General features: G+C 72.8%; 8 protein-coding genes, 1 rRNA gene and 1 pseudogene. 4 read left to right on the forward strand and 6 right to left on the reverse strand.

Going from position 1 to position 14,174, the window contains the following annotated elements; genetic code table 11:
* The first annotated feature begins 117 nt into the window (after positions 1-117).
* Together ACFY3U_RS16285 and ACFY3U_RS16290 are read left to right on the forward strand one after the other, a co-directional pair.
* Entirely contained in the window at positions 118-3,090 is a 2,973-nt protein-coding gene (locus tag ACFY3U_RS16285; RefSeq protein ID WP_387201490.1) for a glycosyl hydrolase, read from the forward strand.
* Between the two features lie 74 nt (positions 3,091-3,164).
* A complete protein-coding gene (locus ACFY3U_RS16290) occupies positions 3,165-4,238 on the forward strand; it encodes a PHP domain-containing protein (protein WP_387201493.1) in 1,074 nt (357 codons plus the stop codon).
* On the opposite strand, the pseudogene ACFY3U_RS16295 reads toward ACFY3U_RS16290, so the two are convergent.
* A pseudogene (locus ACFY3U_RS16295) lies at positions 4,121-5,324 on the reverse strand (DMT family transporter); the annotation flags it as partial. The gene ACFY3U_RS16290 and the pseudogene ACFY3U_RS16295 overlap by 118 nt on opposite strands.
* Positions 5,325-5,466: 142 nt before the next feature.
* Between ACFY3U_RS16295 and ACFY3U_RS16300 the strand changes: the two are divergent.
* Positions 5,467-7,137 (forward strand): DUF885 domain-containing protein, encoded by a 1,671-nt coding sequence (locus tag ACFY3U_RS16300; protein ID WP_387201496.1) that lies wholly within the window; start codon positions 5,467-5,469, stop codon positions 7,135-7,137.
* A 40-nt stretch (positions 7,138-7,177) separates the two neighbouring features.
* Here ACFY3U_RS16300 and ACFY3U_RS16305 read toward each other — a convergent pair whose 3' ends face one another.
* From ACFY3U_RS16305 to nudC, 3 genes are all read right to left on the reverse strand, one after another.
* Entirely contained in the window at positions 7,178-8,950 is a 1,773-nt protein-coding gene (locus tag ACFY3U_RS16305; RefSeq protein ID WP_387201499.1) for a DUF6114 domain-containing protein, read from the reverse strand.
* A 113-nt stretch (positions 8,951-9,063) separates the two neighbouring features.
* A complete protein-coding gene (locus ACFY3U_RS16310) occupies positions 9,064-9,621 on the reverse strand; it encodes a DUF6230 family protein (protein ID WP_387201555.1) in 558 nt (185 codons plus the stop codon).
* A gap of 459 nt (positions 9,622-10,080) precedes the next feature.
* Positions 10,081-10,995 (reverse strand): NAD(+) diphosphatase, encoded by a 915-nt coding sequence (nudC, locus tag ACFY3U_RS16315; RefSeq protein ID WP_387201502.1) that lies wholly within the window; start codon positions 10,993-10,995, stop codon positions 10,081-10,083.
* Between the two features lie 167 nt (positions 10,996-11,162).
* On the opposite strand from nudC, the gene ACFY3U_RS16320 reads away from it, so the two are divergent.
* Positions 11,163-12,980 carry a VanW family protein gene (locus ACFY3U_RS16320; protein WP_387201505.1) on the forward strand — a complete coding sequence of 606 codons (1,818 nt, stop codon included), beginning with the start codon at positions 11,163-11,165 and terminating at the stop codon, positions 12,978-12,980.
* 52 nt (positions 12,981-13,032) lie between these two features.
* Here the strand turns inward: ACFY3U_RS16320 and ACFY3U_RS16325 are convergent, their stop codons facing one another.
* Both ACFY3U_RS16325 and rrf read right to left on the reverse strand, forming a co-directional pair.
* Positions 13,033-13,659, reverse strand: coding sequence for an NADPH-dependent F420 reductase (locus tag ACFY3U_RS16325; protein WP_387201508.1), 627 nt, complete (start codon positions 13,657-13,659; stop codon positions 13,033-13,035).
* Between the two features lie 273 nt (positions 13,660-13,932).
* Positions 13,933-14,049 (reverse strand): 5S ribosomal RNA (gene rrf / locus ACFY3U_RS16330).
* Positions 14,050-14,174: the final 125 nt, after the last annotated feature.

Consider the following 14,174-nt stretch of genomic DNA (forward strand, 5'->3'; position numbering starts at 1 on the left):
TTGACGCAAGTCTTGCTGGTCGGTTAACGTCCGCGTGAGAGAGCGCTCTCTCAGGTAGCTGACCTCCCTAATTCCGACGAATCGCGCTCGGCCCCGAACCGTAGCGCTGGAGGAAAGATGACACCTCCCGTCCCACGCCGCCGCGCCCCCTGGGTGCTCGCCACCACCACCGCCCTGGCCGTCTTCGTCGGCGGCCTGACCCTCACCACCGCCACCTCCCCCGCCGAGGCCGCCCCCGTCGGCGCCGGCAGCTACACCACCGACCCGGTGGGCCCACTCCCCGCCGGCTGCGGCGAGATGTCCACCAACCCCCGGCAGTACGCCACCGCCAACGCGCCCGCCGGCCCGATCCCCACCAACGACTGGTGGTCGTCGCTGCTGTGGAAGAAGACCAACTGCTCGTACAGCGAGCCGCTGCACGCCCACCCCGTCTCCTACCAGGCGTTCAGTGACGGCCTCGGCTTCTCGGCCCCGTCGAGCGCGACCATCAGCGGCACCGCCACCGGCGTCGGCGAGTACAAGTACGCCTACTCCGAGGACTTCCGGGTCGGCGTGACCGCGCTCGGCGTCCCGGTCGTCAAGGTGGACGACTGGACCGACTGGACGGTCAGCCCGTACTGGAGCGACGGCGTCCGCAGCATGCGGGCCACCATCGGCCACGGGCTGCCGTTCGCGTACTTCCAGACCACCGGCGGCGACGCGAACATCAACCCGACCGGCGGCAGCCCGACGGTCTGGTCGAACAGCGGCGCCACCATCGGCTTCACCATCCGCGGCCACGACTACGTGGCGTACGCCCCGACCGGCGCGAGCTGGACGGTCAGCGGCGGCCGGATCACCTCCAGCCTGGCCGGCAAGGGCTACTTCTCGGTGGCCCTGCTGCCGGCCACCGCCGACGCCACCGCCCGGGCCGACCTCGCCGCCAGCTACGGCCGGTACGCCCACGCCCACGTCACCGGCACCCGGGTGTCGTACGCGTACGACCCGGCGACCAGCACGGTGAACACCACGTACGCCTTCACCACCACCGCCCGGGAGGGCACCGCCACCCAGACCGTGGTGAGCCTCTACCCACACCAGTGGAAGGCGCTGGCCGGGTCCACCCCGATCCCGCAGGGCTATCCGTCCGCCCGGGGCCGGATGAAGGTGCTCACCGGGGTGAACGAGTTCCGCACCAGCATGAAGTACCACGGGGTGCTGCCCGAGCTGCCGGCCGTCGCCGACGGCGCCGGTGCGGACCTCGCCCAGCTGAAGGACCAGCTGGCCGCGGTGCGGGGCAACCCGATGGACCAGCGCGGCGGCGACACCTACTGGACCGGCAAGGGCCTCGGCCGGGCCGCCCGGATCGCCGAGATCGCCGACCAGGTCGGCGACGCCGCCACCCGGGACGCGGCGCTGAACGCCATCCGGAGCACGCTGACCGACTGGTTCACCGCCGCCCCGGGCAAGACCGCCCGGGTCTTCTACTACGACCGCAACTGGGGCTCGCTGATCGGCTACCCGGCGTCGTACGGGTCGGACCAGGAGCTCAACGACCACCACTTCCACTACGGCTACTTCGTCGCCGCCGCTGCCACGCTGGCCAAGTTCGACCGGACGTGGGCCTCCAACGCCCAGTACGGCGGCATGGTCGACCTGCTCATCCGGGACGCCAACAACTACAGCCGCACCGACAACCGCTTCCCGTACCTGCGGGACTTCGACATCTACGCCGGGCACGACTGGGCCTCCGGGCACGGGTCGTTCAACGCCGGCAACAACCAGGAGTCGTCGTCCGAGGGGATGAACTTCGCCGACGCCCTCATCCAGTGGGGGCAGGCGACCGGCAACACCGCCGTCCGGGACGCCGGCATCTTCATCTACACCACCCAGGCGGCGGCGATCCAGGAGTACTGGTTCGACGTCGACGACCAGAACTTCCCGGAGAGCTTCGGGCACTCCACGGTCGGCATGGTCTGGGGCGACGGCGGGGCGTACGCCACCTGGTTCAGCGCCGACCCGGAGATGATCCAGGGCATCAACATGCTGCCGGTCACCGGCGGTCACCTCTACCTGGGCTACCACCCGGCGTACAACCGGGCCAACTACGCCGAGCTGGTCCGCAACAACGGCGGGGAGCCCACGGTCTGGCAGGACATCCTGTGGCAGTTCCTGGCCCTCGGCGACCCGGACGCGGCGCTGGCGAAGCTGCGCGCCAACCCCGGGTACACCCCGGAGGAGGGCGAGAGCCGGCCGCACACCTTCCACTGGATCCGTAACCTCGCCGCCCTCGGCCAGGTCGACACCTCGGTCACCGCCAACCACCCGCTCGCCGCGGTCTTCAGCCGTAACGGCGCCCGCACCTACGTGGCCAGCAACATCAGCGCCGTACCGCTGACGGTCACCTTCTCCGACGGCACCCGCCTCGCGGTCGCCCCCGGAAAGACCGCCACCTCCGGGGCGAACACCTGGAGCGGCGGCACCGCGACCGGCGGCGTCGACCCGGGCCCGACGGGCACCCCGAGCCCGACGCCGACCACCACCAGCCCCACGCCCACCCCGACCACCAGCCCGTCCCCGACCCCGAGCAGCCCGTCGCCGACGCCGACCAGCCCGAGCCCCACGCCGACCACGCCACCGAGCGGCGGGCCGACCCGGTTCCTGCTTCCCGGCGGCGGCCTCGCGGCGGCCGGCGCCACCGGCAGCACCCCGGTCTCCAACGCTGGCGGGGCCAACTGGGACGGCACCCCGCACAACCCGGTGGTCTTCACCGCGACCGGCCTGAACCTCGCCTACGCGGGTGGCCAGACCGGGTTCGACCTGTTCCTCGACGCCGGCCAGTCGGTCGGCAACGGGGTGCAGGCCCGGGTCTCCTACGACCTGACCGGTGACGGCACCTTCGACCGGGTGGAGACGTACCGCTACTTCCCCACCGATCCGGTGCCCGGGTATGAGCACTACACGCAGAACGCCGGCCTGCTCTCGGCCACGGGCACGCTGGGCAACCTGTCCGGCGGCACGGTGAAGGTGGAGGTCTGGTCGGCGATCGGCGTCAACCCGACCACCCTCGGCATCGGCGACCAGTCGGTGGTGAAGCTGCCGTACTCCTGATCCGGCGTTCCCACCACCAGCCCGCGCCGCCGGTCGTCCCCCGACCGGCGGCGCGGGCGCGTAGGTTGCAACGCATGAGCGATGCCCGGGATCCCGTCGCCGACCTGCGCCGGATCGCGTTCCTGCTGGAACGGGCCAACGAGGCCACCTACCGGGTACGGGCCTTCCGCTCGGCCGCCAGGGCGCTGGCCGCGCTGCCGGCGAAGGAGGTCGCCGAGCGGGCCCGGGCCGGCACGCTGACCGAGCTGTCCGGGGTGGGCGACGTGACGGCCCGCTGCGTGGCCGAGTCGCTGGCCGGCGAGGAGCCGGTCTACCTGCGCCGGCTGGTCGCCACCGAGGGCACCGACCTGGACGCCGAGGCGACGGCGCTACGCGCGGCGCTGCGCGGCGACTGCCACACCCACTCCGACTGGTCCGACGGCGGGTCGCCGATCGAGGAGATGGCGCTCGCCGCGGTCGAGCTGGGGCACGAGTACGTGGTCCTCACCGACCACTCGCCCCGGCTGAAGGTGGCCCGGGGCCTGACCGCCGACCGGCTGCGCAAGCAGCTCGACCACGTGGCCGCAGTCAACGCGGCGCTACCCGAGGGCTTCCGCATCCTCACCGGCATCGAGGTGGACATCCTCGCCGACGGCTCACTGGACCAGGACGACGAGCTGCTGGCCCGGCTGGACGTGGTGGTCGGCTCGGTGCACAGCGGCCTGAACGACGAGCGGGCGAAGATGACCCGGCGGATGCTGGCCGCGATCGCCAACCCGCATCTGGACATCCTCGGCCACTGCACCGGCCGGATGGTGTCGTCCCGGCCGGCGGGGGTGACCGGCCCCGGCGACCGGGGGCACCGGGCGCGGACCCGGGCGGAGAGCGACTTCGACCCGGACGCGGTCTTCGCCGCCTGCGCGGAGCACGACGTGGCCGTCGAGATCAACTCCCGGCCGGAGCGGCAGGACCCGCCGAAGCGACTGATCCGCCGGGCCCTGGAGGCCGGCTGCCGGTTCGCCATCGACACCGACGCGCACGCCCCCGGCCAGCTCGACTGGCAGCGGTTCGGCTGCGAGCGGGCCGCGCTCTGCGGCGTCCCGGCCGACCGGGTGGTCAACACCTGGCCCGCCGACCGGCTGGTCGGCTGGGCCCGCGACCGGGGCTGATCCGCCGCCGGGCCGCAGGCCGCGGCCCGATCTACTGACGGGCCCGCACGCTGCGGCTGATCAACCGGCGGGCCGGCCCGTCGCGACTCCCCGGCGGGGCCGGCCGGCTCAGCGGGCGGCGGGCTCGGCGGCCGGAACGGCGGGCGGGCCGGCGGCGGCCGGTGCGGTGCGGCGCGGGCCCAGCAGGCCCTGCGCCACGGCCACGCCGAGCAGCACGACCAGCGCACCCACCGGCTGGTGCCAGTTCAGCCGCTCACCCAGCACGACCGCACCGATCAGCACCGCGAAGACCGGGATCAGGTACGTCACGGTGGACGCCGTGCTCGCCCCGGCCACCCGGATGTTGCGCAGGTTGATCACGAAGGCCAGGCCGGTGCCGAGCGCGCCGAGCGCCAGCACGCTGCCCACCACCGGCGCGGACAGCCCGGTCGGCACCGGGGGCGCCCCGGCCACCAGCGGCGCGACCACCGCGAGCTGCGCCGTGGCCACCAGCAGCTGGGCCGCCGAGAGCGACAGCCCGGAGTAGGCGCTGCCGGCGATGAACCGCTTCTGGTACGGAATCGCCACGCCGTAGCAGGCCGCCGCCCCGAAGCACATCAGCTGGCCGGTGAAGTGGGCGCCGCCGACGCCCTCCCAGACGCCGAGCACCACCAGCACCCCGACGAAGCCCAGCAGCAGACCGACCGCCCGCCGCGCGGTCAACCGCTCGGTGCGGAAGACCAGCACCGCCAGCGGCAGCACGATCAGCGGGGTGGTGGCGTTCCAGATGCCGGCGAGCATCGACTCGACCCGCTGCTCACCGAAGCCGAACAGGGTGAACGGGATCGCCACCCCGAACGCGGCGACCACCACCAGGTGGGCCCAGACCCGCGGCTCGCGGGGCAGCCGGTCGCGCAGCAGGGCGAGCACCACCAGCAGGGTGAGCGCGCCGGTGGCCACCCGGTAGAGGGTCAGGTGCAGCGGGTGCAGCTCGCCGACGCCGACCTTGATGAACAGGAAGCTCGATCCCCAGATGGCGGCGAGCGCGAGGAAGCCCGGCAGCCAGCTGCGCACCGCCGCCTTGTCAGGAGTGGAATCCGGTCTCACCCCTTGCACTCTGCCGTAGCGGTACGACGAAGTCGCGCGAGATTCGGACGTCGTGTCCGGCGCCGCAGCGGCCGGGAAACCGGCGACTGAACACGGCAAACGCGGTCGACAACCAGGCCGGGTGGTCCCGTAGTGTCACAGCGTGGGACGAATCGATGACCTCGCGAACCGTTACGTGACCGAGTGGGCGCCGTTGAGCCCGACCGGCGCCACCTACGTCGGCATCGCCGGCTACGACGACCAGCTCGACGACCTGTCGCCCGACGGGTACGCGGCCCGGGCCGACCTCACCCGCCGCGCGCTGGCCGACCTGGACGGCACCGAGCCCGAGTCCGTCGCGGAACGCACCGCGAAGGAGGCCATGCAGGAGCGCCTCGGCCTGGAACTCGCCCGGTACGACGCGGGCGAGGTGACCAGTGAGGTCAACGTGATCGAGAGCGGGCTGCACCAGCTGCGGATGGTCTTCGACCTGATGCCCACCGAGGGCGAGCAGGCGCAGGCGGACGTCGCCGCCCGGCTCAACGGCTTCGCCGGCGCGCTCGACGGCTACCGGGCCACCCTGCGCGAGGCGGCCGCCGCCGGGCACATCAGCTCCAAGGTGCAGCTGGTAGAGGTGGCCAAGCAGTGCGACGTCTGGACCGACCCGGACGGCGACAATTTCTTCCACGGGCTGGTCGAGCGGCTGGGCGCCGACGGCGCGCTCGACGCCGAGCTGCGCCGGGGCGCGGCGGCGGCCACCGCGGCCACCGCGGCGTTCGGCCAGTTCCTGCGCACCGAGCTGGCCCCGCACGGCCGGGACAAGCAGGCCGCCGGCCGGGAGCGGTACGAGCTGGCCTCGCAGTACTTCCTCGGCGCCAAGGTGGACCTCGACGAGACGTACGCCTGGGGTTTCGCGGAGCTGGCCCGGCTGGAGGCCGACATGCGGACGGAGGCCGGGCGGATCGTCCGGCCCGGCGCGACCGTCGACGAGGCGGTCGCCGCGCTGGACGCCGACCCGGCCCGCACGATCCAGGGCAAGGAGGCGTTCCGGGACTGGATGCAGGCGCTGGCCGACAAGGCGATCGGCGAGCTGCACGGGACGCACTTCGACATTCCCGAGCAGGTCCGGCGGATCGAGTGCCGCCTGGCGCCGACCAGCGACGGCGCCATCTACTACACCGGCCCGAGCGAGGACTTCTCCCGCCCGGGGCGGATGTGGTGGGCCGTGCCGCAGGGGGTGACCGACTTCTCCACCTGGCGCGAGGTCACCACCGTCTACCACGAGGGCGTTCCGGGGCACCACCTCCAGGTCGCGCAGACGGCCGTCCGGGCCGAGCTGCTCAACCGCTGGCAGCGGCTGCTGTGCTGGGTGTCCGGGCACGGCGAGGGCTGGGCGCTCTACGCCGAGCGGCTGATGGACGAGCTGGGCTACCTCGAGGACCCGGGCGACCGGCTCGGCATGCTGGACGGTCAGGCGATGCGCGCGGCCCGGGTGATCGTCGACATCGGCATGCACCTGGAGCTGGAGATCCCGCGCGACAACCCGTTCGGCTTCCACCCCGGCGAGCGGTGGACACCCGAGCTGGGCTGGGAGTTCATGCGCGCGCACTGCCGGGTGCCGGACGAGAACCTGCGCTTCGAGCTGAACCGCTACCTCGGCTGGCCGGGGCAGGCCCCGTCGTACAAGGTGGGCGAGCGAATCTGGTTGCAGGCTCGGGAGGAGGCCAAGGCCCGCAAGGGCGCCGACTTCGACCTGCGGGAGTTCCACCGGCAGGCGCTCGATCTCGGCGCGCTGGGGCTGGACCCGCTGCGCGCGGCGCTGGCCCGGCTCTGACCGGCACGCCGATCCGGGGGCGGCGCGGGCCGCTCCCGGGTCAGGCCAGGCTGAGCTGCAGCGAGGGGGTCGCGGTGAGCGTGTCGGACCGGACGAACGCCAGGTCGATCACCGGCTTGCCGAAGGTGATCGGGATCGGCGAGGTGATCGGGATGCCGTCCGGGAACGGCAGGTCCGGGGTGAGCGTGATCTTGAGCGGGCCGAGCCAGCCGACGAACCGGGTGGCGTAGAAGGCGACGTTCGTCCCGCCGCCGGGCAGGCCAGGGTTGCGCTTGACGGTCAGCTGGTCGGTGACGTACTGCTGGTGGCGCCCGGAGGGGCCGTCGGCGACCAGCTTGAAGTCGTCGGTGACCGCCTTGGACATGCTGAACTTCAAGGCCCGCAGCTTGCCTCCGCCGGCGGTGTCCAGCTCGGCGATGCCCTCGAACCGCAGATCGCTCATCTTGACCCGGGAGCCGGTGAGCTTGGACGGCTGCGACGCCACCCTGGGCAGGGCCGGGTCCGCAGCGAGGCGGGGCAGCACCTTGCCGGGCTGCACCTTCGCCGGCCCGGTCGGCTTCCGGATGACGCAGCGCGGGCCCTCCGGCCGGGGCCGCGCCTTCGGTGCCGCGGCCGTGGCGGCCGGGCCCCGGGTCGAGGCCGACGCACCGCCGGTCGCCGCCGGGCTGTCGGTCGGCGCGGCGGCGCGGCGGGCCTGGGTCGGGGCGGCGACGCTCCCGGCGGTCGGAGCCGTCGACGGCACGGGTGTCGCGGTGGGCTCGGTGGTGGCGGATCCGCCGATGTCGGTGCCCGGCTCCACCGGCGGCGGGTTGTCGTCGGTGCCACCGGTGAGCAGGTCGCCGATCCCGTGGACCAGGTCGGTGAGCAGGTTGCCCTCGGTGGCCGACGGCGACGCCGTGGCGCTCGGGCTGCCCGAGGCGGAGGGCTTCGCGGCCGACGCGGACGGCTTCGCGGCCGACGGGGTGGGCGTGGCCGGGGCGACGGCGCCCCGGGTGGGGCAGGCGGCCGGCGCCGCGGGGGTGGCCGGGGCGGCCTGGCTCGGGGTCTGGTCCCGCACGGCGAGCAGGCCGACCGCCGACACGCTCAGCAGCACCAGGGTGATGGCGAACAGCTTCGGGTCCCGGCCCGAACCCCCGTCGGGTCGGGTCTCCCTGTCGACGGCGGGGATCACCTGGGTGCTGTCCAAGCCGTCGCGGTCGGGCGAGTGGTCGTCGACGGGTCGCCCCTGCGCGGGCGCCGGCTCCCGCAGCGGGTTGCGGGGCTGGGGCAGGGTGTCGGTGAGCACGCCGGTGCGCCGGTCGTCCCAGCTCTCCCCCTGCCGGGGCGGCATCAGCTCGTCGACCAGCGGCGACTCGTCGTCGTCCAGGTCGTCGGCCGGAGGCTCGTCGTCGGGTACGTCCGGCGGTGGGACGTCGGCGGCGGCCGACCGGCCGGGCACCCAGGCGAAGCCGAGCGCCGCGCCGACGATGCCGAGCAGCATGCCGAGGAAGAACCCGCCGAGGTTGACCCCGATCAGCGAGTAGAGCGCGGTGACCCCGGCGATGATCGAGTAGAAGGCCCGCTGTGCCGGGCTGAACCACATCAGCAGCCCGCAGACGACCAGGATGGTCGGGATGAGCCAGGCCAGGAAGCCGGTGGGACCCATCTTGAGGGTGAGGCCGGCGATCGACGCCTGGGTGGACGCGAAGATCTCCACCCCGGCCAGCACGGTGAACAGGCCGCCCCAGAAGGGTCGGTTGCGCCGCCACTGCTGGAAGCCACGCCAGGCCCGGGTCGCTCCTCCCGGCCGTGCGTGCTGGGCGTCTGCGGTCACGTGCTCCTCCTACTACTGGCGGTGCGTCTGCTGCGGGGGTTACCGGTCCGGATCGGGGTCGGACAGACGTGAGGTCCGCGGAGGACGTCTGCTCCGCGGACCTCACGATCAGATCACTGGAAGCATTCCTTGCCGGCCGCCTTCGACCCGACGTTCACGTCGAGCGCCAGGCCCTTGAGGTTGAAGGTGCCCGCGGTGGTGTAGCGCGCCACCTGCTGGAGGTCGGTGATGGTGACCTTGGTGGCGTTCTGGCCGAACGAGCCGGCCTGCGCCGACGGGTTCAGGTCGGTCGCGTCCCGGCCGATGTTGATGTTCTCGAAGACCGCGTCGCCGCCGAGGTGGTCCATCGCGATCAGCATGTTGTGCGCGGTGGCCGGGTCGTTGTTGCCGCCGGCCTTGATGGTGAGCACCACCGGCAGGCCCGGGACGCTGGCGTTGACCGACTGGCAGAGGTCGTAGAGCTTGGCGTCGGTGATCTCGGAGAGGGCGACCGGGTGCGGGGTGCCGTTCTTCTCGTAGACCACGCCGCCGTACTGCTCGAAGCCGTCGCCGACCAGCTTGGTGGCGCCGACCTTGAAGGTGGTGCCGGAGACGGTGATGTTGGCGGCGATGGCGCCGTTGGCCATCCCGAAGAGGATGCCGCCCGCGACGGCGGTGGCGGGCAGCATCATGGCGGCGAACCGGCGCCAGCGGGTACCGCCACGCACCTGGCGGTCGTCCGAAACCTTCACGGGGGTCCTCCTCAAAGGGGGGTGGCATCTCCGCGTCGCGGGGCGCGACGCGGGACGGGGGAAGCGTCTGCGGCCACTGCCATACCGCTGTGCCGGCGGTTCGCGCAGTGTGCGGATTGGATGCTCCACCGAAGCGACCTAGCTCACAAGCCCCTTACTACTAGCCAGTAACACGACCGTGTTATCAAGATCGCCTGGTGTTACCTTCCGTTAACGGAGCGCGCGGGTCGTCCCGGGGGCAAATCGGCTGGATTACGACAGGAGGGCGCACAGGTTTCACGAAAGGTAGCCGCAGCGGCTATGCATCACATTTCGATAACGGTCAGCTGGCAAGCCGCTGAGGGTGACCCCGGCGTCACCCGTACGGCGGAGAAGGCTGGACGGACGGATCACCGGCGCTCACCGCTGGGCCAGCCACCCGCCCAGCAGATGGTTGTCGATCGAGTCGACCCGCCCCGCCGGGTGCCCCGCGGCCGCCCGCGCGCGCACCTCGTCCCGGGTGAACCAGCGCGCGTCGAGCAGCTCGGCCCCGTCCACCCTGAGCTCCTCGCCGACGGCCCGGGCCCGGAACCCGACCATCAGGCCGGCCGGGAACGGCCAGGCCTGCGACCCCTGGTAGGACAGCGCCTCGACGGTCACCCCCGCCTCCTCGGCCATCTCCCGCCGGACGGCGTCCTCCAGGCTCTCGCCCACATCCACGAAGCCGGCCAGCAGCGACCAGGAGTCCTCCGCCGCATTGGCGTGCCGGGCCAGCAGACAGCGGTCCGGCGGGCCGGGCGCCTCCACCAGCACGATGATCGCCGGCTCGATGCGGGGAAAGAGCAGCCGCCCGCAGGCCGGCCCGGAACAGGCCCGTACGTGCCCGCCGTCGCGGGCCACGGTGGTCGCCCCGCAGCCCCCGCAGAACCGCTGCTGCCGATGCCAGTGCAGCATGCCCCGGGCGTACCCCTGCACCGCCGCCTCGCCCGGGCCGAGCCGACCGACCAGGCGGCGGACGTCCTCCGCCGCCACGGCCCCGGCCAGCCGCACCGCCTCCGCCTCGGTACGCCCCGACAGGTCGGCCGCGAAGACCGCGTCGTTCCCGTCCAGGCCGAGGAACACCTCCTGGTCGGCCACGGTCAGCAGGTGCGCGGCGTCGGGCCCGGCCAGCCGGACCGGTGACCGGTCGCCGTCCACCAGGCAGCGGTCCCGCCACAGCGGCAGGACCCTGCTCGTCGGCTCGGCCCGGCGCGCCGAGACCCACTCCGGGTCGGCCCGCAGCGCCGCCGCCCGGTCCAGCCACCCGCCCCCGTACGCCATCGTCCGCGCGTCCATCCGGACACCGTGCCACGAACGGGCTCACGGCGGGTGACCGGGGCGGACGCCCGCGACACGCGGTGGCGAGGATGACCGCCCACACGGTGTCATCCGGCCTGCGGGTTGGCTACCGTAGGTTTCTCTCTGGGGGCCCGCAACCCCCCATGTGGTACGTCCCGATAGAGGTGGCTGTGACCCTGTACGGCGACAAACAAGTCTCCGACGAACGGCCCACGGTGCAGGTCACCGCGGTGAGCTGGCCGGGCGACGACGACGCCCCGCAGGCGTCGCCCGGGAAGACCGGCCCCCGCTCGTGGTCCCGGCGCACCCGACTGCTGCTCGCCGGTGGGCTGACCGCCGCGGTGCTGGCCGGCGTGGCCGGCGCCGGCGCCTACGCGTACGCCGGGGACATCCCGCGCGGCACCACGGTGCTCGGCGCGGAGCTCGGCGGCCGGAGCCGGTCGGCGGCCGCCGCGGCGCTGCGGGCCGAGCTGGAGCGCCGGGCCGGCACCCTCGGCGCCCCACTGGCGGTGCAGGTCGGGCAGCTCAAGGGCGAGATCAAGCCGGCCGAGGTGGGCCTGGCGGTCGACGTCGACGCGACCGTCGACGCGGCTGCGGCGGCCGAGGCGGACGCGGCGGACCGACTGCTCGGCTCCCGCGCCGTCCAGCCGGTGGTGACCGTGGACGCCGCGAAGCTCGACGCGGCGCTGCGCCGGGTCCTCGGCAGGCAGGGCCGCGAGATGACCATGCCGGCGATCATCTACACCGGCACCAGCCCCCGGCCGGTGTACCCGAAGCCGAGCCTCGCGCTGGACCCGGCCGCCTCGGCCGAGGCGGTCCGCCGCGGCTGGCTGGCCGGGCGGCCGGTGACCGTGCCGCTGACCGAGAAGAGCCCGGCCACCACGCGGGAGGAGGTCGACCGGCTGGTGGCCGAGCTGGCCAGGCCGGCGGTGGCCAAGCCGGTCACCCTCGTCACCGACAAGGGCCGGGTCACCGTCCCGCCCGCGGCGATCGCCCGCGCGCTGCGCTTCGCCGCCGACCAGGCCGGCAAGCTGACGCCGCGGGTCGACGTTAAGCGGCTGCGCGCCGCGCTCGGCGACCAGCTGGCCGCGATCGAGACGCCGCCGAAGGACGCCGGCCTGACCATCGCCGGGGGCAAGCCGACGGTGGTGCCCGGGCGCGCCGGACGACAGCTCGACGCGGCGGTGCTCGGCCGCGACCTGCTCGCCGTGCTACCGAAGGCCGACGGCCGGACGGTCACCGCCGCGCTCACCACCGCGCAGCCGGAGCTGACCGAGGCCAAGCTCGCCGAGCTGGGGATCAAGGAACGCGTCTCCACCTTCAGCACCAAGTTCACCGGCGGCCTCTCATCGCCCCGCAGCCAGAACATCGTCCAGGCGGCCAAGGACGTGGACGGCACGATCGTCCGGCCGGGGGAAACCTTCTCGCTGAACGAGCACACCGGCGAGCGCGGCTACGGCCAGGGCTACCAGGACGCCCCGACGATCGTCGGCGGCAAGCTGGTGCCGGGGGTCGGTGGTGGCGTCTCGCAGTTCACCACGACGCTGTTCAACGCCACCTACTACGCCGGGATGCAGGACGTCGAGCACAAGCCGCACTCGTTCTACTTCAGCCGGTACCCGGCGGTGATCGAGTCGACCATCTACTGGCCGCAGCTGGACTTCAAGTTCAAGAACAACACGCCGTACGGGGTGCTCCTGGACACTTCGTGGACCTCGAACACGATCACCGTGTCGGTCTGGAGCACCAAGATCTACGACAGCGTGAAGACCGAGTACGGCCCCCGCCGCAACGTCACCCAGCCGAAGACCGTCCACCTCGAACCGGGTCCGTCCTGCATCGAGGCCGCGGGCGGCGAGGGGTTCGCCCAGGACGCCTTCCGGGTGATCACCAAGGACGGCAAGGTGGTCAAGCGGGAGAAGTTCAGCTGGACGTACGACCCGGAGCCCAACTTCGTCTGCGGGCCGCCCACCAACCCCTGAGCAGCGAGGAGCCCCGCCGGCTGGTCACCGGCGGGGCTCCTCGCTGGGTACGTCAGGGCCGCGCCTCGGCCAGCCCCTGCCGTACGCCGTCCGCGTCGCGATCGGTGCCGTAGACCGGGGTGTCCGGCTGCTGCCGCCAGCTCTCGTCCAGGGTGCCGGCGTCGACCGGGTCGAAGCCCAGGGCGTCGACCAGCTGCATCACGAGCTGCTTGGCCTCGGCGTCGTCGCCGGCCACCGGCAGCGCGATCCGGCCCGCCTCACCCGACGGCTTGCCATTGTCCAGCAGGTGGGCGGCCTGGATGTTGTTGAAGGCCTTCACCACCCGGGCGCCCTTGAGGTGGTCGGCCGTCCAGCGGCTGGAGCTCAGGCTGCGGTCCAGCAGCTCGGCGATGTCGCCGTCGCGCTGGGGGTAGTAGTTGTTGGCGTCGACGACGACCTTGCCGTCGAACAGCTGCACAGGCAGCGCCGGGACGGCCAGCAGCGGGATCGCCACCACCACCAGCTCGGCGTCCTGGACGGCCTGCTCCAGCGTGCCGGCGGTCGCGCCGGTCTCCTGGGCCAGGTCGGTGAGGCTCTGCGGGCCCCGCGAGTTAGTGACTGTCACGTCATGGCCGAGGGTGCTCAGCCGGCGGGTGAGGGTACCGCCGATGTGTCCCGAGCCGATGATTCCGATCTTCATGACCACTCCAGCCTCCGCCGGTCCCGACGGTCAGTTCCGGTCGTACGGTCAGCAGGTACCCCGAGCGGCCCGCCCCCATTGCGGACGAGGCGTACGCCACGTCGCGTTCTCACCGGGCCGCCGGGAGACACGCCACGAAGCGGCGGTCCCGCACCGACGGTACCGACCGCGGTGGCCGGCGCCGGCGAGAATCGGCGAACGCCCCGGGTGAACTCTCGGGGCCGGAATGCGCAGTAGGCCCACCCCTTGCGGGGTGGGCCTACTGGAATGGTTGTCCGGCGGTGTCCTACTCTCCCACACCCTCCCGAGTGCAGTACCATCGGCGCTGGAGGGCTTAGCTTCCGGGTTCGGAATGTGACCGGGCGTTTCCCCTCCGCCATGACCGCCGTAACTCTATGAACATGTCAACCAACCCTTACTTGGGGTTGTTTGTTTGTTCTGAGTTGCACAGTGGACGCGTAGCAGCTTTGTAAGTCAAGTCCTCGGCCTATTAGTACCGGTCAACTGAACCCGTT

This window comes from Micromonospora sp. NPDC000089, assembly GCF_042899365.1.
In the GTDB taxonomy this organism is placed as follows: Bacteria; Actinomycetota; Actinomycetes; order Mycobacteriales; family Micromonosporaceae; genus Micromonospora.

Coding starts and splice junctions, on each gene's coding strand:
- ACFY3U_RS16285 (WP_387201490.1), top strand. CDS start 118: ATGACACCTCCCGTCCCACGCCGCCGCGCCCCCTGGGTGCTCGCCACC.
- ACFY3U_RS16290 (WP_387201493.1), top strand. CDS start 3,165: ATGAGCGATGCCCGGGATCCCGTCGCCGACCTGCGCCGGATCGCGTTC.
- ACFY3U_RS16310 (WP_387201555.1), bottom strand. CDS start 9,621: ATGATGCTGCCCGCCACCGCCGTCGCGGGCGGCATCCTCTTCGGGATG.
- nudC (WP_387201502.1), bottom strand. CDS start 10,995: ATGGACGCGCGGACGATGGCGTACGGGGGCGGGTGGCTGGACCGGGCG.
- ACFY3U_RS16325 (WP_387201508.1), bottom strand. CDS start 13,659: ATGAAGATCGGAATCATCGGCTCGGGACACATCGGCGGTACCCTCACC.